A 20,792-nucleotide genomic window follows, 5' to 3' on the forward strand; every position below is an offset into this window, starting at 1 on the left:
TCCAAAAGGAGCTCACCATGCCTACATTGAATGTCGACCTAGGCGAGCGCAGTTACCCGATATATATTGAAGCCGGTATCTTGACAGATACCGGCTTTTTATTTGACGAAATACCTGCGCCTCATATCATCATCATCACGAATGATGTTGTCGCCCCGCTTTATCTTGAGACGGTCAGCAGCCGTTTTGCATCCATGGGCCGTAAAGTAGACGTTGTCGTGCTGCCCGATGGCGAAGCACACAAAACACTCGCAAGCTTTGAGCAGGTCATGTCAAAATTGTTGGCCATGCCAGCCTCTCGCTCCGCGTGCATCGTTGCCTTAGGTGGAGGCGTTATCGGAGATTTGTCTGGCTTTGTTGCAGCCTGCTATCAGCGCGGCATAGATTTTGTGCAAATTCCTACCACGCTATTATCACAAGTAGACTCGTCGGTAGGAGGCAAAACCGCCGTCAACCATGCCCTTGGCAAAAATATGATTGGTGCCTTTTACCAACCTAAAGCCGTGTATATAGATATTGATACTTTACGTACATTGCCAGATAGAGAGTTTTCAGCTGGCATGGCTGAAGTCATCAAATATGGCATCATTCACGATGGCGATTTTTTTACTTGGCTTGAACAAAACATCGCGCTTATTATCAAAAAAGATGCGAGTGCGCTTAGCTATATGGTCGCGCGTTGTTGCCAAATTAAAGCCGATATTGTTGCCTTAGACGAGCGAGAGCAAAATGTCCGCGCCCTGCTCAACCTCGGGCACACTTTTGGCCACGCCATAGAAGCTGAACAAGGTTATGGAAACTGGTTGCACGGGGAGGCAGTTGCAGCTGGTATGGTAATTGCTACTGAGCTTGCACTGCAACGCGGTGATGTAAATTTGACAGATGTTGAGCGCGTAAGCGCGCTTATTCAGGCATTTTCATTACCCACGGCAGGACCAAAGAATATGACAGCACAGACCTACATTACGCATATGCTAAGAGATAAAAAAGCGCTCAATAATCGTATGAGGTTTGTCTTACCCACTAGTATTGGTGCAGCTGAGGTAGTCGATGATGTTACCGAACAGATGCTGGTAAAACTGCTGGATTAACTCGCGCAGCACAATTCTTTGGATACATTTGCGATAGCTTTAGGCTTACTGGTTCAGGAATTTAGGTGTCAGAACTTCACAATCGATTAGAACAATTAGTAAATTACTCTTCGCAGCTTATTTTTGTAGGTAGCGATTCTGTTGCCAATCAACAGCGTAATTTAAGTGACTTTTTAGCGCTTCAGCAAGAAAGTACGGAAGTCTCTTTTCTCACTGCCAGCGACGAGCAAGATGCCAGCGATTACCGGCGCATAATATGTCGACAGCTTGCCAATCATACCGTCGGCAGTTTTGTGCGCCCACTCACGGAGCTTTTGCAAGACATAGACCCTAACAAAGGGCATTACCTCGTTTGTATCTCGCAAGCCCAGTACTTGGATATGACGTTTTTAAGCGAACTTTGGGAATGGGTAGCAACCAGTCGTCAGCATCATGAAAACCTGCACATAAACGTTATTTTATTTGGTGAGCAGTCTTGGACAGAAAGAGCCCAGGAGGCTTTGCCTGATCACAACAGCAATAAACCTGTTTTACTGTCTACCCAATCGGTCGATGCGGTAGGCTTTGATGTCAACGCACTTGAAAACCTCATGGCACAAAAACGCGCCTTCTTTGCGCCGTCTACAGGTGATTCAATACTCAAAAAAACCTGGTTTATTAGTGCTGTGCTCGGCGTGTTTTTAGTTATTTTTATTGCACTAATGACCTTACAATATCCCCATCATGTGGCCACTCTACTATCTACCGGGAAGTTACCTGAGGATATTCAAGCAAGCACTGACGAGGCGCCTACGCTGCCTAGCGAATCTCAAGCTATTCTTGACCTAGAAGAAATCGAATCTATCGAAGATGGCTCTGCATACACCGCAAATGCAGAAGTTGTGACGCCAAGCGTTACCGACGAGTTGCTTGTGAGCAATTGGGAGCCGGCGGAACGAGTTGAGCCAGTTTCAGTAGCCACCAATGAGAATCTAACCTATGTCGATGCGGCACCGCAGCCTGCACAAAGCCCAGTAAACCGCGAAAATGAAAGCGAAGTCACCGCTCAAGCAAATGAGGATTTTGCGGTGGACGATATTGTCAGTGTATCGCAGCTAGATGAGCAGTTATCGCAAACGCTCACCGACATTCAAGCTGAGCCATTGGAACTCTCGGCACCAACCACAAACAATTTTTTGTTTGATGAGTCAACACTGCTAACGCTACCCGCCTCAAACATTGTGTTACAGCTCTCAGGTATGCAGAATTTATCGGTACTGCAAAGCTACATCAGCGATAATAACTTACAAGACAGCACTTGGGTGTATCAGACTCAGCGATATGGCGGCCCATGGTACGTAGTGCTATCAAATCAGTCTTTTTCTACCATAGCAGAGGCAACTGCAAGCATCTCAAGTTTAAGTGAGAATGTCGTGCGCGGCAGTCCATTTGCGAAAACCGTGCAGCAAATTCAACAAGAGATAAACCTCAACCGCGAGCTTTAATCAGCATAGCCCCAAGGTGTAGGTGGTAGCGCTATCGGTTTTGTTAGGTCAAAATCAACTCGAAACTCTCTGCCCTGACGCACCAAGCGATAGGTAAATACGTCGTCATAAATATACATTTGCCAAGTATTGCCAAGAGATTGAGGGTATCCCAGCTTAGAGAACAATTGTTTGGAGTACTCATCAGCCGGAAAGCTTTGAATATGCTCAAAGCCTGCATCTAGCGTATGACCACCATACATAGTGAGTGCGTCGTGACTTCCGTCAGACTTTCTATGATCGTGTTTTAGCGACAGCCCGCTGCCTGTCTTAGTCACAATCCAGGTACGCGATGCATCATCTCCCACATGAAACGGGATTTGTAGCTGCTGTTCATCACACTTTCGTACATGCATCTTAAGCGGCTGACTAAATGCGTCGCTAGGCTGATTGTCAACGACCACCGTGCCAGCAAATGCTTGACCGCACAATTGGCTGATCCGCTCAAAAAACCCATCTTGACTCGGGATGGATACTAAAGGAGCACTTTGTACCTGCGCGAAACAAACGCTGGCCACAAACAAATTGGCTATAAAAAAAGAAATACTTCTCACGATAATTCCTTAACTGCAACAGTTGCAGTGATGCTTGCTTTTAAGTGCACTTTAACACCGCACCAATGCGGCTAAATGTGCGAGTGAACTTAGTGGTGTGCGTACCAAAATAGAAAAATACTTGACCGCGGGTATTGCCAGAAACGTGTTTACCGTCTCGATTTTCAAAAGCGATGCGCTTATTTACTAGGCAAATTGCAGACGCCTCATGTAAAAGCGCTTGAAACCATTTTGTCTCAGTCGCGTTATTCACCAGTACAACCCCTTGAGAAATATGCCCTTTAAGCCAATGCTGAATAAACAAATCCACCGAGGCGTTTATCAGTTGCCGACTGTAGGGCGGATTCATAAACACCGTGCCTAAGTCATCAAACCACCTTTGTTTAAAGGCATCACTGGTTTCATCAAAATAGCGCTTGGCTTTGATCACTTCATTGGCTTGTGCGCTAGAGAAAGGGTCTAGGTCTATCTCACCAATCGTCTGGCGCACCATGTCGATGTATGTGCTGGGCGTAAACCACGAATCAGAGTCGCGAGGGATGTCAGCACGTTGCTGAGGGACTGCGCCGATATACCCTAGCTTTCGGCTATCAGCTTTGTTTAATGTGGATTTGTGCGCCATATCTCTCTTATTAATAGCTGATAGGTCATCAGCTTTGGAGTTTTTATTTGAGTCGTACAGTATTTGATCACACTATACACAAAATATACAGGGTTTTATTAAGCACAGCGAGATAGGGTAAAAAATCTGCTTGCTTTAAACACCCCTCCTAGCTCGCCTAATTGACATTATAGCTTAAGTCGCCGCGCTGTTGTGCCGATACACCATTATAATGCTATGCGTGTTTAGGTCTATACTGTATCATTCGCGCCCGATTTAAACAGGTGAAGTTTTGCTATTAACTCCATATAGGTCAGCGCCCTAACGTGAATATACTGCGTGGATTGTTATCAAAGATGTTGTTGTTGGTTGTGGTCGTTGCAATTATTGCACTTGCCGCAAGCTATATGTTTGTGTCTATTCAACAACAACAAACCTTAGATGAAAACATCAGCACCATAAAACAAGCTCACTTACGGGCGACGCGGTTGCTTCTTGCAGACGAAATGCAAGAACATATACTCTCAGCAGAAGAGGTCGCGCTATTAAGTAATTTGTCGCAACTTGAACAGTCTGAAATCACCCCTTTCTTTGAAGCGGTTTGGCCTAGGATTCAACTGAGCTTTTCACTCTCCTCCCTCTCGTTTTCTAACGGCACCACCGACATCGCCTTTGGCCGCTTTCCTAAAGCGGATATGCAAGAGATGCAGCTGCTCGTGCAGACGCAGCGACGTCCGCAAACTGGCATTTTATGCCATCAGACCTGCGAATTAGCCGCATCAGTACCGGTGAATTATCAGGGGCAAATTTGGTCGTTATCATTATTATCAGATTTAACGCCCGCGGTGATGCTTTTAAATTCTATAGTGGGCAGCGATATTGGTGTTATTTCACCTTTTGAACAAACCGCGCAAGAAAACAATACCTTATCGCGCTACGCGACCGAAGTAATGACCGGTATGGAGAACACCGCTGAATTGTTCGCCTTACCGTTAAGTGAAGTACAGCTGCAACAGCTAGAGCAAGACGGCGTGTTAATAGCACTACCCGACATGGACTATTACGTTTGGTTTGAAACCATACGCGCCGTTGGACAGGACTTGCGCATAATGTTTGTACATGATGTGTCGGCCACACTCATGCAACAACGAGAGCAAAAACAACAAGTTATTATTATTTTTGTTACCCTTACCTTTGGTATCTTGTTATTTTTGATTCTATTTACGATTATTCCCATCTCTAAAATTAACCAGTTAAAAAGAGCGATTAAACTCATCGGTGCGAAAGAGTACAACATTGCCCGTTATCGATTAGGGAAGCCTCGCAAAGCAATGATGCCAGATGAGCTTGACGACTTAGAAGACGAGTTTCGTCACGCTATAGACGTGCTAGAGACATACGAGCAAGAACTGAGCAACTCACAAAAGCGCTTAGTGCGCCAAGCTACTATCGACAGCATAACCGGCCTATATACCCGCAATGTCCTCATAGAGGATTTAGCCAATATGAACAGAGAGGAGCATATCGCCAACGTAGCGATATTTTTCTTGGATTTAGATGGATTTAAACCCGTCAATGACAATCTCGGTCACGAAGCCGGCGATATCATGCTCAAAAAAATTGGTTATCGATTAAAAGGTGTGGTGAATAAATTTATTCGTGTGTACCGCATAGGCGGTGATGAGTTTGTCATTTGTTATTCGAACTATGCATCTCAAGATACCTTAAAGCTTATGGCAGATTCAGTCGTAGAGCTTTTCTCTGCGCCTTTTCATATTTACGATACCAGCATCACTATCAGCGCAAGTATTGGGATCGCGTTTCAGCCGGCGACTTCCATAGAGCCGGACCGTCTTTTGCGTTATGCAGATATTGCCATGTATCAAGCAAAAGAAGACGGTAAGAACTGCTTTACCTTTTTCAACGAACAAATGCGCAAAAATGCGCAGCGACGCTTCACAATCAAAAACGATTTCATTTCATCTTTGGCCAACGAGCAACTCTACATGGTGTTCCAGCCCGTCGTCAGTGCTAGCGACCGATCGTTAGTAAAACTAGAAGCGTTATGCCGTTGGGAACATCCTGAACTTGGCCACATTCCGCCACCCATCTTCATTGACGTATTAGAAGAAAGCGAAAACATGAATACGCTATTTGAATGGATCGTGGGTGAGGTGCTTACCGAGTTGGAATATTTAGACAGTGTTGGTTTGACCAACATTATCATGTCGATTAACTTAAGTCCGTCTCAGCTTGTTAATGATGAGGCGTTGTATTTACTGTCGACTATGATCAAAGAGCGTAATATCGACGCTAAACGTATTGAGCTTGAAATCACAGAGACCTCTCTGATTACCAATTTTGAGCAGGCCAAAGAATGGATTGAACAGGCGACAGAACTAGGCTTTAAGATTGCTATCGATGATTTTGGTGCTGGCTATTCATCGCTTTCCTACTTGACCGCCTTCACTTACAACACGGTTAAATTAGATCGCTCGTTGTTGAACAATATCGATGTTGACGCAAGACAGCAGCGTATAGTCGGCTCTTTAACACAGATGCTGCACGGACTCTCTGTCCCCATCGTTGCCGAAGGAGCTGAAACTGAAGCGCACTTCGAACAATTAAGGCTGCTTGGGTGTGACTACATTCAAGGATATTTAATATCTCGTCCGATTGCTCACCAAGAGCTTGTGTTATTCCTGGAATCAAATCAGTTCTATCAAGCGGCAGGTAAAAATGGCGTAGCGTCAACTGGCTCTTAAGGTAAAGCTACATAAATAGCTTCAAAACTCCCACAATCGATAACACAAACAGCGCAACAATAACCACACCCACAACGATGTAGGGCACAATACTGTTAGCTTCAGTGAAATCTTCTTCATAATGCTGTTGGCTTTGCACACCGAGAAACGCGGCAAACACACTACGAACGACCCGCCACATGCGCGTAAAACGATTGCTCATAGTAGTTATATTCACGCTTAGCGGTTAAGCAGTTCTAATAAATCAACAAAGTGAAACTGTGCTGACTGAGGGCGTTGGAACAACCAGGTGACCCAGTTGATTTGTTGGCTATCACGATTGCAAAAGGCGTCGACATCGGCGTTTCCGCGCTGCCATTGATGAGTAGAAACAGCAGTCTCAATGTTATAACCATTGGTGATATTGTGACAAGGTGCATTAGCTGTCATTAGCATAGAATACATTGCTGTTACGACAACAAAGCTCGATACAAACACAGTGATCATGAGACGCTTCAACGAATGCTTCGACTTACTCATAGCTACCTCTAATAAATATTACCTTGTGATAATACTTCATCCCAATATTACCTTGTGATAATACTTCATCCCAATAAAAAACGCCAACAAACGTTGGCGTTTTATCAGAAGCTTTATACGTGCGCTTAGGAGCAATTGCCTGTGTAGCGCGCAAGCTTACTTATAGGCTGAATGATTTTGAGACTGAGAAATAAAGCGTCTCGTCATTATCTAAATCACTGTTACTTTTGATAAAGGCCATACCAAAATCAAATCCTTCATATGAAGCGCCGTAGCCAACTTCACCGTAATGGCCTTCATAGTCGCCACCAAACACACCAAATGTGCCATAGAAGCCGCCATTTTCAGCAGTAATACCTAAGAAAGTATATGAATCATCTGGATCGCTTTCACCGTCTCTTTCACCAAGCGTGTATTCAACGCTTAAAAAGCCGTAGCCTGCAGATAAGTTAATTTCGTTATATTCAGTATCGAAGTCACCTGTGTATTGATACGAGGTAACGCCAGCACCTAGCGATAATCCGTTCTCAAATTCGAAGCCATAACCGCCATAGATATCAATTTCAAGACCCGCTCCGCTCTCGCCATCAGTGCCGACATCAGCGACCCAAACACCGCCATAAAAACCACCTGACTCTACATCAACACCACCGTTTGCTGTGGCGCTGTTGTTTTGAACAATACCACGGAAGTGATATTCACTAAGTACGCCAATGTTAGCAGACCATTCAGTTTCGGCCATCGCCTGTGTACTAATAAAGGTTGTTGCCAATAAAGATGCCGCAATGGCCGTTTTTTTGATGTTTAGCATGTGTGTTCTCCATAATTTACAAAAAGTGTATTTTTAAAACGTGGCAATATTATTATTATTGTTATGTCGCTAGTTACTTTGGCTTTAGCAAAAGCAGTGCCTGAAAACAAATTACGGTAAAATTTAAATTTAACTTACTGTTTTAATTGAGCTTAATATAAATTTGATTAAAGACTGCCCGCTCTAACATTGGAGAGAGTATGGTAAATAATGGTCCAATTGCACCAAAATAAGCCATTATCCCCATTAAAGGGCAGGGTTTTCACTTTGCCTATCTCAGGAAGTTCGTTACACTTCGTTTTTTTATTGGAGGTTGTATGAATTCACCGCTAATTGCTCCATCCATACTCTCAGCTGATTTTGCTCGTCTAGGCCAAGAAGTAGAAGATGTATTAGCAGCGGGAGCTGACGTTGTCCATTTTGATGTGATGGACAACCACTATGTCCCTAACCTTACCTTTGGACCAATGATTTGCAGCGCCTTGCGTGATTATGGGATCACCGCCGATATTGATGTACACCTAATGGTCAGCCCTGTAGATGCATTAATTGATAGCTTTGCAAAAGCTGGTGCGAGCATGATTAGCTTTCACCCCGAAGCCAGCCAGCATGTTGACCGAAGTGTTCAACTCATTAAAGAGCATGGCTGCAAAGTAGGATTAGCCTTAAATCCAGCGACACCTCTCAATGTGTTGGATCATGTCATTCACAAGCTTGATTATGTGTTGATTATGTCGGTTAACCCAGGCTTTGGTGGTCAAGCATTCATCGAACATAGTCTAGATAAGATTAAGGCGCTTAGAGCATGGGCCGATTCGTTAAAACTAGACCTGCGCATAGAAGTGGATGGCGGTATTAATACTAAAAACATTGCCGATGTGAGAAAAGCCGGTGCCGATATGTTTGTCGCAGGCTCAGCCATCTTCAATAGTGACGATTATCATCAAACCATTTCGGCAATGAAGAACGCCATTAAATAACCTATTTTTTAAATTATTACCGCTGTTTTACAAGGAAAATTCATGTCTTCAGATAGACCTGTCGTTTTAAGTGGCTGCCAACCCTCTGGGCAGTTGACCATGGGCAATTACATGGGTGCATTGCGCCAATGGGTAGCCATGCAGTCAACTCACGATTGTTTGTATATGATCGTCGATTTACACGCCATCACGGTGCGCCAAGACCCAAAAGCATTGCAACAAGCCTGTCTTGATGGCCTATCACTCTATTTGGCATGCGGTATTGACCCACAAAAAAGCACCATTTTTATGCAGTCGCATGTGCCCGCACACGCGCAGTTAGGTTGGGTGCTCAATTGCTATACGCAAATGGGCGAGCTCAATAGAATGACGCAGTTTAAAGACAAATCGCAAAAAAACGTCAACAACATTAATGTGGGGCTTTACGCCTATCCGGTGCTACAAGCGGCAGATATATTGCTGTATCAAGCCAATGAAGTCCCCATTGGTGAAGACCAAAAGCAACATCTAGAACTCACGAGAGATATCGCTACGCGGTTTAACAACATATATGGCGACGTCTTTACGATGCCCGAGCCCTTCATTCCTGAGGCTGGCGCGCGCGTAATGAGCCTGCAAGATCCTACCAAGAAAATGTCGAAGTCAGATGACAATCCAAACAATTTTATTGGCCTTTTAGAAGACCCCAAAAAACTCACGAAAAAAATTAAACGCGCGGTCACAGACAGTGATGAACAAGCGCGCATTTATTTTGACGTTGCTGAAAAGCCCGGCGTTTCCAACCTGCTTTCTTTGCTATCGTGCGCCACAGGCAAATCTATCGAGTCCTTGGTGCCAGAGTACGAAGACAAAATGTATGGACATCTAAAAGGTGACGTTGCCGATGCAGTGGTATCAATGCTAGAGCCCATCCAAAGCGAATACGCTCGAATTCGCAATGACCACAGTTACTTACATGACGTTATGCAGCAAGGAAGTGCTAAAGCACAAGCCATTGCGTCCGATACACTAAGTAAGGTGTATAACAAATTAGGTTTTGTGCCAAGGTAAGTGACGTGGTCGTTATAATCGACAATTATGATTCCTTCACATACAACCTAGTGCGTTATTTTGAAGAACTCAATCAATCGGTAACTTTATTCAAAAACGACGATATTGCTACTGAAGATTTGTTGAACATGGATTTTCAACATTTGGTCATTTCACCTGGACCATGCTCCCCTGATGAGTCTGGTATTTCGCTGGCCGCTATTGATGCGTTGAAAGGCAAAGTACCCATATTAGGGGTTTGCTTAGGTCATCAGGCAATTGCGCAAGTAATGGGTGGAACTGTAGAGCGTGCGAAACATATTCGCCATGGAAAAACATCGAATATTGTTTGTGAGCCAAGCTCTCGACTGTTTGCAAATGTGAGTGAAAGATTTGTCGCAACAAGGTACCACTCGTTAATTGTGGCGCCAACGACCTTACCAGCATCGTTTCGCGTTAGCGCATGGTGCCAAGACTTTGATGAAGCTGAAGTAATGGCGATAGAAGATCATCACCTGCGCCTTTACGGCGTGCAGTTTCATCCAGAATCTTTATTAACAGAATTTGGACATAAGGTTTTACAAAACTTTTTAACACTTGGGTAGTGAATGAAAAAAAGCGTTTCTCAATTAGCCTCCGTTTATAATGGCAGATTCGAACAACTGCTGCTGTCGACTGATGAGGCCATCATTTTGTCGGGACAAAAAACCGAAATGATGAAAATGCTTGAAGACTCAGAGCAGGCGGAATCACGCCGAAAACTTCTGATGGTAGAAGAGTTAGCAAACAAGCAACGAGAAGTCGCCGCCACTGCCGAAAATAACTTCATGCATGAAATTGAATCACAGTTTCATAGCACGTTAATCCCCGCTCTCGAAAAACGCTTTAACGATGTAGATGACATGCTCTACAAAGTGCTGGATTTTGACCTCGCCATTGGTAAGTTGCTCGATGTGCTTTATACCGAATCTTGCTCTATATCGCGCCTTGTGCAGTGCATCGAGCAGGTTAAATGGCTTGAAATATCCATTCTCAAATTTGTACGCCAACCGAAGTATCGCCGCGTGGATTCACAAGGTCACCCTGTGATATTGAAAACCATCAGCAGTGCATTAAGCTTTATCGGTATTGAAAGCTTACGCTCCTTGATCCCTGTTTTAATCGCCAAACACTGTATGCCGCCTCACTCTGAGTTCACACCTGATCTTCAAAAACATCTGTGGTTGTATACCATCGGCACTGGCAACATCGCCAAAGCGTTGGCAGCAAAACGTGGGATAAAGCCCCATTTTGGGTTTAACCTTGGTTTACTCTCAAACATTGGTCGCTCGATTATCGCTACGATGTACTTACGCTCATTTGACGATACCTTACGCGAAAGAATTATTGATGCTCGTAAACGAAATAATCCCGTACAGGCCAAGGCACTCGCTGCGTTAAAGCCCTCACATCGTTATTTGATGTCGTTGTGGAATCGTCATGCGTCACAAATTACGTCCGACATTTTCAACAAGCTCGGATGTAAATGGCTGCTCATCGGCATGGGTTTTCAAGACTATATTGCGATTCGTAGCATCAGCTATAAATTTCTGGAAGAGCACAACCTGCACCCCCTTACGAAATTGCTTTTCAATGCACAGGGGTATATGCAATTTAAAATGATGCAATCTCATAAGTTGATGAGTAAAGAAGCGTCGATGCTTTACTTGCGTAATTTTGGCATCAAATCAGACGATGTAGCGCTGGTTACCAAGATTAATTTGACAGGGATTGAGCTGAAAATTGCAGAATCTGCTCCAGAAGATACCCAAACCCCCTCATAACCCCAATATTTTTTTGCATGAATATGCTTTTTGATTTTATAGCATAGCCCGAATCTTTTAGCGCGCACCGGCTCAAAGACATTGTCGTAATTGCTAACGACAACGCGCTTTGCTCAAGCGTTAAATAAAGGTAAATATAATTATTCATTAACTATGCAAATATCTGCATATCACAATAAAAACAAGCTCTTGAGCACTTTTATAGTAGCGACTCACAGCATTTATTCTGTCATAATAAGCGTCGATTTTATGTTCGTTACGGATACATTCAGGCCGATTTTTAATTAAAGGGCGCGTTGCGAACAATGTTTTATTGAGCCATTAGAGGTGTTTATGCAAGTAACCAGAAGTACATTTAATGAAGTTATGGTGCCCAACTATAATCCAGCAGAAATGGTACCTGTGCGTGGCGAAGGTGCGCGTGTATGGGATCAGAACGACATTGAATATATCGATTTTGCAGGCGGCATTGCCGTCAACGTCCTTGGGCATTGCCACCCTGAGCTTGTAAAAGTATTAGCAGAGCAAGGCGCTAAGCTTTGGCATTTGAGCAACGTATTTACGAATGAGCCAGCGCTCAGATTAGCGAAGAAATTAGTAGACGCGACATTTGCCGATAAAGTGTACTTTGCCAATTCGGGCGCAGAGGCCAACGAAGCCGCGTTAAAACTAGCAAGAAGATACGCACTTGACCACTTTGGTGAAGAAAAAGACCAGATTATCGCTTTTGCCAAGGGCTTTCATGGCCGCACATTTTTCACCGTTACTGTAGGTGGGCAGCCAGCTTATTCAGATGGATTCGGCCCAAAGCCAGGCGCGGTAATGCATTGTGAATACAATAACCTTGATGCACTAAAAGAACTTATCTCAGATCGCACTTGTGCTGTCATGATGGAGCCAATGCAGGGCGAAGGCGGCATCATTGTACCCGATCCGGCTTTTGTTAAAGGTGTCAGAGAACTGTGCGACCAACATAACGCACTGCTTATTTTTGATGAGGTTCAGTCGGGCATGGGACGAACTGGAAAGCTCTACGAATATATGAATTTAGGCGTTACGCCCGATATATTAACCACTGCAAAATCATTAGGTGGTGGTTTCCCGGTGGGCGCTATGTTAACTACCGACAAAATATCTGCCAGCTTAAAGCCTGGGACCCATGGGAGTACTTACGGCGGAAACCCACTAGCATGTGCAGTAGCTGAAAAAGTGTTTGATATCGTCAACAACCCTGAAATCTTAGACGGTGTTGCCCACAAAGAAGCTTTATTTAGAAAAATACTTGGCCAAATTAATGAGAAATATGACGTTTTCTCAGAAATACGCGGCAAAGGCATGTTGTTAGGTTGTGCACTTAACGAGAAGTATAAAGGACGTGCAAAAGACTTTATGACCGCAGCAAACGCTGAGCATCTTATGTGCCTTATCGCCGGTATGGACGTGATTCGCTTCGCGCCATCGCTGTTAATTACAGACGAGGAAATTACAGAAGGTCTAGCACGCTTCGAACGAGGCATTGCTAAAGTGCTTGCGAATAGTTAATTCAAATAGGCCTTTTATATGTTAGTTATTCGTCCAATCACCGACAGTGATTACCCAGCGCTTTTGACCATTGCCCAAGAATCCGGCATAGGCTTCACGTCTTTGCCGGTCAACGAGCAGCTTTTGCGCAAAAAGATTGTTGACGCCAAAGCCGCATTTAACAGTACCCCACAAAAAGCGGGCTCTGAAAGCTATTTATTTGTGATGGAAAACACAGAAACCGGCGAGGTGGTTGGTACATCTGGCATTGAGGCGACTGTGGGCCTGCATGATGCATTTTACCATTATCATGTTGGTAAAGTCGTGCATGCGTCTCGCGAGTTAGGTGTGCACAATACCGTTGAAATACTGACCTTTTGCAATGATTACACCGGTGTAAGTGAAATTTGCACATTGTTTCTCAAAGAGAATGCTCGCCAAGGACAAGCCGGACGACTTTTATCAAAGTTCCGTTTTTTATTCATGGCGCAGCACCGCGAGCGATTTTCAAATACCGTCATCGCAGAAATGCGCGGCGTATCTGATGAAGAAGGCAAAAGCCCGTTTTGGGAGTGGCTCGAACGTCACTTTTTCTCAGTAGATTTTCCTACTGCAGACTATCTAACGGGTATTGGTAACAAAGTATTTATTGCTGAACTGATGCCCAAATACCCTATCTACGTTAACTTACTCTCAAAAGAAGCACAAGCGTGTATCGGGCAAGTCCATGAAAAAACGCGTCCAGCGCTACGCTTACTTGAACAAGAAGGTTTTCGTAACCGTGGGTATGTAGATATATTCGATGCCGGCCCTACCGTCGAAGCCGATTTGTCTAACATATCTACTGTGCGCAATAGCCGCGCAGTGAAAGTCACTGTAGATGACAGCCCACATTTTGAAGATGCGACTCAGTATTTCGTAATAAACGACAAAATTGTTGATTTTAGAGCGTGCGTTGCACCGGTTGTCGTAAGAGCATCAGGGGACGCATTGGTGAGCAGCGAAACGGCCAAAGCACTGCAGATTGAATCAGGCTCAAAGATTCGCGTTGCACCATGCAGCCCCACTTATTTTTCATAGCGCCTCGTTATATTTAGCGTACTAAAGGAGGATTATATGCAAGACACTACTCATTTTATTAATGGTCGTTGGGCCGCCGGAGAAGGCGAACTTTTCGAATCAATCGACCCTGCAAAAAATCAAAGCGTTTGGAAAGGCAAGGCTGCCAGCCCAGAGCAGGTAGAAAGTGCTCTTTTGGCTGCGCGAAAAGCGTTTATTGACTGGTCTTTGAGTTCATTTGAATCTCGATTGAAAATCGTCAAGCGCTTTGCGGCCCTACTCGAAGAGCACAAACAAGAGTTCACCAAAACCATTGCCAAAGAAACTGGCAAGCCCGAATGGGAAGCCGCCACAGAAGTGGGTGCTATGATGGGTAAAGCGGGTATTTCCGAGCGTGCCTATCATGAGCGCACAGGAACGGTTGAAAACCCCATGCCGGCAGGTCGTGCCATGCTTCGTCATAGACCACATGGCGTAGTTGCTATATTTGGCCCTTATAACTTCCCAGGGCACCTGCCCAATGGGCATATAATCCCAGCGCTATTGGCAGGCAACACCATTGTATTTAAGCCAAGTGATCTTACTCCTTTAACCGCAGAGCTAGCGGTACGCTTATGGCAAAAAGCAGGGATCCCCGATGGCGTTCTAAACCTTGTACAAGGTAAAGTCACGACTGGTAAAGCACTAGCCAGTCACCCAGAAATCGACGGCTTGTTTTTCACTGGTAGCTCTACCACCGGTAAAATGTTGCATGAACAGTTTGCGGGCAGCCCCGGCAAAATTCTTGCTTTAGAAATGGGCGGCAATAACCCACTCATTGTTACCTCAGTAGAAGATACTCGCGCTGCAGTGCACGACATTATTCAGTCTGCATTTGTCACATCAGGACAGCGCTGCACCTGTGCAAGAAAACTCTTTATTCCAAACACACCAGAGGGTGATGCACTGTTGTCTGCCTTGGTAAGTGCAACTAAAAAGATTAAAGTTGGGCATTATGACGCTGATGAACAACCCTTCATGGGCGCAATGATTTCAGCTAATGCCGCCGCGCAAATGTTAAAGGCCCACGATCATTTAGTTTCACTAGGCGCTACTTCCATCGTGCCACTTGAGCATAGCGATCCTCAAACTGGATTTGTGACACCGGGTATTGTGGATGTGACCGACATCGCAAACGACGTACCAGATGAAGAGCACTTTGGTCCACTATTAAAGGTATACCGCTACACTGATATCGATGCTGCTATTGCCTTAGCAAACGATACAAAGTTTGGGCTATCTGCCGGTTTACTGGCTGACTCCCAAGCAGATTATGATTACTTTTTACCGCGCATACGAGCCGGTATTGTTAACTGGAATCGCCCTATCACCGGCGCAAGCAGCGCGGCACCTTTTGGTGGTATTGGTGAAAGTGGTAATCACCGTGCAAGCGCTTATTACGCCGCTGATTATTGCGCATATCCAGTGGCATCGGTTGAACTTGAAAAAGTGGCGTTACCAGGCACACTTAATCCCGGTTTAGATCTATAAGCGGTGTGAGCACCCAATATTTTTAGAGAAAATGACTATGCATCAGAATGTTAACGCGTTATTCGAAGGCTTATGGCAAGACTATGTAAAGATTACGCCGTCTGCCCACAAAATCCATGATTTGTTGTGCGATACAAGTGGCACTTCAGATATTGTGAATGACCATATTGCGCTACGTACTTTCAACCTTGCTCCGGTGAATCTGAAGGTATTGGCGGCACACTTTGAAGCCGTAGGGTACGTTCAAGGCGGCGAATATGACTTTGAAGCGAAAAAGCTCAGTGCCCTGCACTTCCAACACCCCGACCCTGAACAGCCAAAAGTATTTATCAGCGAGTTACGAGTCGATGAGTTAAGTCAACAAGCGCAGGGCTTAATTCATGCCTTGGTTGACCAACTCGACCCATCGGTCGTGACTCAAGATAACTTTTTGTACTCAGGTACTCATTGGCAAGTCAGTCAGCAAGATTACCAAACGCTATTGGCAGAATCAGAGTATGCTGCATGGATGGCTGCGTGGGGTTATCGCGCCAATCACTTCACAGTGAGCGTTAACCATTTGCGCAATATTGACGAGCTAACTGAAGTAAACACCATTTTAAAAGACAATGGCTTTACCTTAAACACCTCAGGTGGCGAAATTAAGGGCGGTGAGGATGTGTGTTTAGCGCAATCCTCTACCATGGCAGATAAAGCAGTCGTCAGCTTTAGTGACGGAGAGCTTACCATTCCAAGCTGTTTTTACGAGTTTGCCCAGCGTTATCCGATGGCAGACGGAAAGCTTTATCAAGGCTTTGTAGCGGCTTCTGCCGATAAAATTTTTGAGAGTACAAACGCTCAATAAAATAAGCGAGAGCCTCAACCGGGCAATAAAAAGTGACGTATAAAAGCGGCGGAGCCGGATTTGGTTCCGCCTTGCGTGTCTACGTCGATCAGCATTTTGCCTTTCAGGGGCTTGATATATGCGTTACTGAAATAGATGTTGAGCATGTCTAACTGACTATCAACATGCATTCTTGTCTCCAGACTCATCGCAATAACACGCTCAGGCGGCAGACTTTGAATAGTCGATTGCCCAACTGAAATTTCAGCGCGCCCTTTGGCTAATAACAACAGTTTGCCAGGACCGGTGGCTTGCGTATAAATGATTTTACCGAGTAGCAGAGAGGATATTTTGGGGCTAACCAAAGTAGACAGCCTCACCGTGTCGGTCATGCCTACAAAATGTTTTAAGTCAAACAGAACTTTTTCATCTTCTTCAAGCGACCACTCAAAGTACTCAACGCCTTGTGTAGAACTGCAAGAAATATTGGGAGAATGTGCGTACACATCAATTTCGTTTAAACCTAACGCGCCATTCAGTAATCGACTAAATGGGGCACTTAATATTTGCACAAACTTTAAGTTTGGCGGCGCACCCCTGCACTGAAAACGTCTCGATATGTAATAGCGAGTATGAGTATCTGTTTTTAGCTCAAATTGACTGCCTAACGCACTAATTGTCCCACCGCGCTCTTCGTTGGCTTTTTCTGTTTCGCTCCCTAAGGTCACTTCAATGCCGGTTTTCGGGTGAAAGCTGACTCTAGAAAACACATACAAATAACTCTTTATACAGACATACACAAACAAGATGGTCATGAACAGATGGTAAACAAATAGCGTGCTAAATAAAGCGTTCAGCGATGCTTGGAGATTACCTTCTTGAGCACTAATATTGGATTTACCACTAACATAGAAGGCTTTTATGTCATTCACGCCTTTATCCACTACCTCCCCTGCAAAGTTTTCAAACGAACCTTGATGCTCTGTCGCAATCCGCGTTAAGTTATTTTTTATTTGCGTACGAAGGGTTCGATACGAGCGTTGCAACGACGCGTGGGTTTGTTTATTGACCTCATTGATAACAGTACCAATGACGAAGCGCCTGTTTGATTTTTTCACCTTGAATTGAAGCTCTCGAGGAAATACAGCATCAAAATATTGCTCCACCGAGCGTGCCAAATCAATTTCTTGCAGGCTTTTACCAGAGCTCTTTAGCTCCTCTTTTAGTCTTTCAGTATAAACAAACCAAAACAATCTAACCTGATCGAAATGATAAGCAGATGATTGAAGGGAGTTATTTAGAAGGTCGTCATTACTTTGATAGTCATAAAGCAAAATATGATTACTGTGCAGATTATTGCTTACCGCCTGAGGGATTGCATAATAGCTAAAATAGAAAAAGGGCAGACATAATACCGCCATAGGTAGCCATAAAAAGAGTGAGCGAGCGACAAGCTTTGTGTTGTTAAGCCAACCAAAACCCTTCAAAAGAGCAAAGTTTTGACGAGCGCCTTTTACAAAAAGCCTACCAATACAAAATAGCGTAACAAAGATAAGTAACGAAATAGTTGATTGGGTAATGGAATAATCTAAATACTGACTATCGATAATGTCAAATGAGTCTGCAGCAAAATATGGAAAGTAGATCCCCATAAATGCAACAAGCAAAAACAAGAAAAACGCCCTGCTTCTGAGCTTGCACGTCGCAATAAGCCAAATCGCACTGAGCTGGACGGCTGCAACCGAAATAATTCTAGCTCCTCGCTCAAACTCACTAAACATAGAAAGGATGTACGTAGCATAATTGTACAGAGGGATCGCAAACAATAGCACTGCCATAAACCACATGCGATTAACCAAGCATATTGTGATTGCAGGGAGAATGAGGATAAGCCCTAGTAACCATGAGGGAAATTGCATGAGCTGATAAGCTGAATAAGGGTTGGTTTGCTCGATATCGTTTTGTGAGCTTTGTTGCGCGCTAAAATTCGCCAATAACCCATGGTAATATTCTGGTGCATATGCGCTAACTTGCAGCGCCTCCAATGCGGTTGGTTCTGCAGCTTGATTGAGCCACTCAGTGGATGCTATGGCAAAGGCATCAAGCAGCTCACGGGCTTGCTCAGACGAGGGATTACTTGATAGATATTGCTCTTTAACAAGACGCGATTGTTGCCGGTTTTGTGCATCTAGAAAAGCTAGGCATCGGGAGGGTAAATCTCGCTGAGTTCTCACTTGAACTAGGTGGTAATAATCACTTAAGACGGTTTCGGTGCAAATCTCAAGTGCAGCTTCATTGGTCAACGGTGTTGACGTTGAATCTAACAGAACAATTTCAGGGTCATCGTTTGGAGGGCTTTGCAAATAGTTTTCAACGAGATCGGCATTGATATATTCAAAGCGCACAGGGTCTATGAAATAGCGAGACGGTGCGTATTTATCGCTACCCGAGCTATACAACGAAAGGTTAAAAACATACGGCGTAAGATTCACTAGCACAACAAAATGTACGAGCCCGAGGAGTATTTTTCGTCGCTTCGCCTTCGTTAACTGACGCTTAATACTTTGAGAGAAGTACCTCCATTGCACAATACGTTCCTATCGCTTGGCGTATGTTTATACAAAAAATATAAATGACAAGCACTCACGATACAACAATTATCAGCTTTGAAAATTGGCAGTGTATGAATATTTCATACGGACTCGATTTTTGGGTTACGAATCCTTCACTGCTTGTCAAAAAATAGTCTTCACATGCGGGTAGTTCAAAGCCGATCGGATCGTTCGAATAGAAACGCCCAATCACTGGATCATAATACCGAGCCTGCATATACATTCAACGACACTACCAACCATACTAATAATTAATAAAACATAATTGATTCAGTGCTTTATCAGTATAGCTTAATTCTTGAAGTCAGTTGAATTGAGAACAAAAAACAAAGCCCCGCGAGTGCGAGGCGATGTGGTTGGATTCAAAATCATTTAGTTTTTATCGAGATCTAAACTCTTATACCTCGCCTTGAACTCCAGTAAGCCATTAGAATAGAAAACAGGTTTAAAATCTTTGTCTTGAATAGCGAAAGTACTTTCTTCAACTAAAACGCCTGTTACATCAGCAAATATTTGGCACTCTAATTTATCCAAATTACTCTTATTACAATTTACCCACATCCCTCCATCGGAGCCGCCTGCCCATATCGCACTTTCAGGCACAGTTGAAGGTTTCTCTGGAATGCTACTGGTTATATCTTTAGAGGATAATCGTTCATTTGAAATCCAACCAACTACTATTCCAAGTAATAAAACTAATGCGATTAATGTAAATTTACCCATTTCAAATTACCTTGTCTTAGTTTGACGCTTCATCTAGTTTACGAGATTCTATTCTTCCACTCACTCTAAATACGCCACCTGAGTAACTCATACTTGTTGCACCATTTGCACCTTGTAACTCTCCTATATATGAGTTTGGCCGTGGGTCTATCATCATAGGTGTATTAACGCCTCCAGCCTCAAGTCCATCCTGCATAAACGTTCCACAACTATTGTACATAGACCAATCTCCATATCCTCCATCACTGCCACTAAGTCCGACAAGAGGGTTTGCAAATGCTTCTATTGAAGCAAAATCAGCTCCAGAGAAATAGGCAGCGGATATTGCTCCTCCTTGACCAGATTTACTAGAGATCTCAGCGAAAACTTTAGCAAGTGATGCCGAAGTGGGAGCGCCACCTGACATAACAACATCGTTATCAAGTCTAATGTTTCTAACCATGCCATCATTGCCGTACCGACCAAATTCGTAGTAGCGAGTGAGTCCGGTATCTGGATTTATATTTAATAGGCCAGCATGTCCAAGGTTACTAACTTTAGTTCCTGCCACAGATATTTTGTAATCAGGAAATACGATAGCAACCGCATTCCGACCATCTGGATCAATATATTTATAAGGGTTATTGTTCGCGTATGCATAGCGATTGAAACTATGAACACCACGGAATCCTAAGGGATCATTTGAGTAGAAACGACCTATAACTGGATCATAATACCGAGCCTGCATATAAATCAGCCCCGTATCACTGTCACTCACATGCCCCGTATAGCCTTGGTCATCCTTATTGCCATTTGGGTTATCTAAGGTTTCACCAAACGGCGTGTAAC

The 20,792-nt window shown here is 44.1% G+C and carries 19 protein-coding genes; 11 read left to right on the forward strand and 8 right to left on the reverse strand.

Annotated features, from left to right (window positions below; all coding sequences use genetic code 11):
- The first annotated feature begins 17 nt into the window (after positions 1–17).
- Both aroB and KJ365_RS03035 read left to right on the forward strand, forming a co-directional pair.
- Positions 18–1,091: a 3-dehydroquinate synthase gene (aroB, locus tag KJ365_RS03030; protein ID WP_214450158.1), complete on the forward strand. Its 1,074-nt coding sequence runs from the start codon at positions 18–20 to the stop codon at positions 1,089–1,091.
- 65 nt (positions 1,092–1,156) lie between these two features.
- A complete protein-coding gene (locus KJ365_RS03035) occupies positions 1,157–2,575 on the forward strand; it encodes an SPOR domain-containing protein (RefSeq protein ID WP_214450159.1) in 1,419 nt (472 codons plus the stop codon).
- Here KJ365_RS03035 and KJ365_RS03040 read toward each other — a convergent pair.
- Both KJ365_RS03040 and KJ365_RS03045 read right to left on the reverse strand, forming a co-directional pair.
- Positions 2,572–3,159: a hypothetical protein gene (locus tag KJ365_RS03040; protein ID WP_214450176.1), complete on the reverse strand. Its 588-nt coding sequence runs from the start codon at positions 3,157–3,159 to the stop codon at positions 2,572–2,574. The genes KJ365_RS03035 and KJ365_RS03040 overlap by 4 nt on opposite strands.
- A 49-nt stretch (positions 3,160–3,208) precedes the next feature.
- Positions 3,209–3,790 carry a DNA N-6-adenine-methyltransferase gene (locus tag KJ365_RS03045; RefSeq protein ID WP_214450160.1) on the reverse strand — a complete coding sequence of 194 codons (582 nt, stop codon included), beginning with the start codon at positions 3,788–3,790 and terminating at the stop codon, positions 3,209–3,211.
- Between the two features lie 305 nt (positions 3,791–4,095).
- On the opposite strand from KJ365_RS03045, the gene KJ365_RS03050 reads away from it, so the two are divergent.
- Positions 4,096–6,534 carry a putative bifunctional diguanylate cyclase/phosphodiesterase gene (locus KJ365_RS03050; RefSeq protein WP_214450161.1) on the forward strand — a complete coding sequence of 813 codons (2,439 nt, stop codon included), beginning with the start codon at positions 4,096–4,098 and terminating at the stop codon, positions 6,532–6,534.
- 7 nt (positions 6,535–6,541) lie between these two features.
- On the opposite strand, the gene KJ365_RS03055 is transcribed toward KJ365_RS03050, so the two are convergent.
- The 3 genes from KJ365_RS03055 to KJ365_RS03065 all read right to left on the reverse strand — a co-directional run bounded on the left by KJ365_RS03055 (position 6,542) and on the right by KJ365_RS03065 (position 7,864).
- Positions 6,542–6,736: a DUF2970 domain-containing protein gene (locus KJ365_RS03055; RefSeq protein WP_250883993.1), complete on the reverse strand. Its 195-nt coding sequence runs from the start codon at positions 6,734–6,736 to the stop codon at positions 6,542–6,544.
- 17 nt (positions 6,737–6,753) lie between these two features.
- Positions 6,754–7,053, reverse strand: coding sequence for a hypothetical protein (locus KJ365_RS03060; protein WP_214450162.1), 300 nt, complete (start codon positions 7,051–7,053; stop codon positions 6,754–6,756).
- Positions 7,054–7,213: 160 nt separating this feature from the next.
- Entirely contained in the window at positions 7,214–7,864 is a 651-nt protein-coding gene (locus tag KJ365_RS03065) for a TorF family putative porin (protein WP_214450163.1), read from the reverse strand.
- A 317-nt stretch (positions 7,865–8,181) separates the two neighbouring features.
- Here KJ365_RS03065 and rpe point away from each other — a divergent pair, with 317 nt between their 5' ends.
- The 8 genes from rpe (at position 8,182) to KJ365_RS03105 (ending at position 16,650) form a co-directional block, all read left to right on the forward strand.
- Positions 8,182–8,844, forward strand: a complete 663-nt coding sequence (rpe, locus tag KJ365_RS03070; RefSeq protein ID WP_214450164.1) for a ribulose-phosphate 3-epimerase — start codon at positions 8,182–8,184, stop codon at positions 8,842–8,844.
- Positions 8,845–8,886: 42 nt separating this feature from the next.
- Positions 8,887–9,894 carry a tryptophan--tRNA ligase gene (trpS, locus tag KJ365_RS03075; protein ID WP_214450165.1) on the forward strand — a complete coding sequence of 336 codons (1,008 nt, stop codon included), beginning with the start codon at positions 8,887–8,889 and terminating at the stop codon, positions 9,892–9,894.
- 5 nt (positions 9,895–9,899) lie between these two features.
- The gene (locus KJ365_RS03080; protein ID WP_214450166.1) at positions 9,900–10,478 is read left to right on the forward strand and encodes an anthranilate synthase component II; all 579 of its coding nucleotides are present in this window, start codon (positions 9,900–9,902) and stop codon (positions 10,476–10,478) included.
- A 3-nt stretch (positions 10,479–10,481) separates the two neighbouring features.
- Entirely contained in the window at positions 10,482–11,696 is a 1,215-nt protein-coding gene (locus KJ365_RS03085; RefSeq protein WP_214450167.1) for an HDOD domain-containing protein, read from the forward strand.
- A 333-nt stretch (positions 11,697–12,029) separates the two neighbouring features.
- A complete protein-coding gene (locus KJ365_RS03090; RefSeq protein WP_214450168.1) occupies positions 12,030–13,238 on the forward strand; it encodes an aspartate aminotransferase family protein in 1,209 nt (402 codons plus the stop codon).
- 18 nt (positions 13,239–13,256) lie between these two features.
- Entirely contained in the window at positions 13,257–14,297 is a 1,041-nt protein-coding gene (astA, locus tag KJ365_RS03095; RefSeq protein WP_214450169.1) for an arginine N-succinyltransferase, read from the forward strand.
- 36 nt (positions 14,298–14,333) lie between these two features.
- Entirely contained in the window at positions 14,334–15,806 is a 1,473-nt protein-coding gene (astD, locus tag KJ365_RS03100; protein WP_214450170.1) for a succinylglutamate-semialdehyde dehydrogenase, read from the forward strand.
- 37 nt (positions 15,807–15,843) lie between these two features.
- Entirely contained in the window at positions 15,844–16,650 is an 807-nt protein-coding gene (locus KJ365_RS03105; RefSeq protein WP_214450171.1) for a DUF1338 domain-containing protein, read from the forward strand.
- Between the two features lie 14 nt (positions 16,651–16,664).
- Here the strand turns inward: KJ365_RS03105 and KJ365_RS03110 are convergent, their stop codons facing one another.
- From KJ365_RS03110 to KJ365_RS16730, 3 genes are all read right to left on the reverse strand, one after another.
- Complete coding sequence (locus tag KJ365_RS03110) at positions 16,665–19,217, reverse strand: hypothetical protein (protein ID WP_214450172.1); 2,553 nt, start codon at positions 19,215–19,217, stop codon at positions 16,665–16,667.
- A gap of 396 nt (positions 19,218–19,613) precedes the next feature.
- Entirely contained in the window at positions 19,614–19,964 is a 351-nt protein-coding gene (locus KJ365_RS03115) for a hypothetical protein (RefSeq protein WP_214450173.1), read from the reverse strand.
- 16 nt (positions 19,965–19,980) lie between these two features.
- A partial coding sequence (locus tag KJ365_RS16730) for an RHS repeat-associated core domain-containing protein (RefSeq protein WP_250883994.1) occupies positions 19,981–20,792 on the reverse strand: 812 nt, incomplete at its 5' end.

The organism is Glaciecola sp. XM2 (assembly GCF_018595715.1).
GTDB lineage: Bacteria > Pseudomonadota > Gammaproteobacteria > Enterobacterales > Alteromonadaceae > Glaciecola.

What these genes read in the sequence shown, in the direction of transcription:
- aroB (WP_214450158.1), top strand. Translation starts at nt 18, where the DNA reads ATGCCTACATTGAATGTCGACCTAGGCGAGCGCAGTTACCCGATATAT.
- KJ365_RS03045 (WP_214450160.1), bottom strand. Translation starts at nt 3,790, where the DNA reads ATGGCGCACAAATCCACATTAAACAAAGCTGATAGCCGAAAGCTAGGG.
- KJ365_RS03055 (WP_250883993.1), bottom strand. Translation starts at nt 6,736, where the DNA reads ATGAGCAATCGTTTTACGCGCATGTGGCGGGTCGTTCGTAGTGTGTTT.
- KJ365_RS03060 (WP_214450162.1), bottom strand. Translation starts at nt 7,053, where the DNA reads ATGAGTAAGTCGAAGCATTCGTTGAAGCGTCTCATGATCACTGTGTTT.
- KJ365_RS03065 (WP_214450163.1), bottom strand. Translation starts at nt 7,864, where the DNA reads ATGCTAAACATCAAAAAAACGGCCATTGCGGCATCTTTATTGGCAACA.
- rpe (WP_214450164.1), top strand. Translation starts at nt 8,182, where the DNA reads ATGAATTCACCGCTAATTGCTCCATCCATACTCTCAGCTGATTTTGCT.
- trpS (WP_214450165.1), top strand. Translation starts at nt 8,887, where the DNA reads ATGTCTTCAGATAGACCTGTCGTTTTAAGTGGCTGCCAACCCTCTGGG.
- KJ365_RS03085 (WP_214450167.1), top strand. Translation starts at nt 10,482, where the DNA reads ATGAAAAAAAGCGTTTCTCAATTAGCCTCCGTTTATAATGGCAGATTC.
- KJ365_RS03090 (WP_214450168.1), top strand. Translation starts at nt 12,030, where the DNA reads ATGCAAGTAACCAGAAGTACATTTAATGAAGTTATGGTGCCCAACTAT.
- astA (WP_214450169.1), top strand. Translation starts at nt 13,257, where the DNA reads ATGTTAGTTATTCGTCCAATCACCGACAGTGATTACCCAGCGCTTTTG.
- astD (WP_214450170.1), top strand. Translation starts at nt 14,334, where the DNA reads ATGCAAGACACTACTCATTTTATTAATGGTCGTTGGGCCGCCGGAGAA.
- KJ365_RS03105 (WP_214450171.1), top strand. Translation starts at nt 15,844, where the DNA reads ATGCATCAGAATGTTAACGCGTTATTCGAAGGCTTATGGCAAGACTAT.
- KJ365_RS03115 (WP_214450173.1), bottom strand. Translation starts at nt 19,964, where the DNA reads ATGGGTAAATTTACATTAATCGCATTAGTTTTATTACTTGGAATAGTA.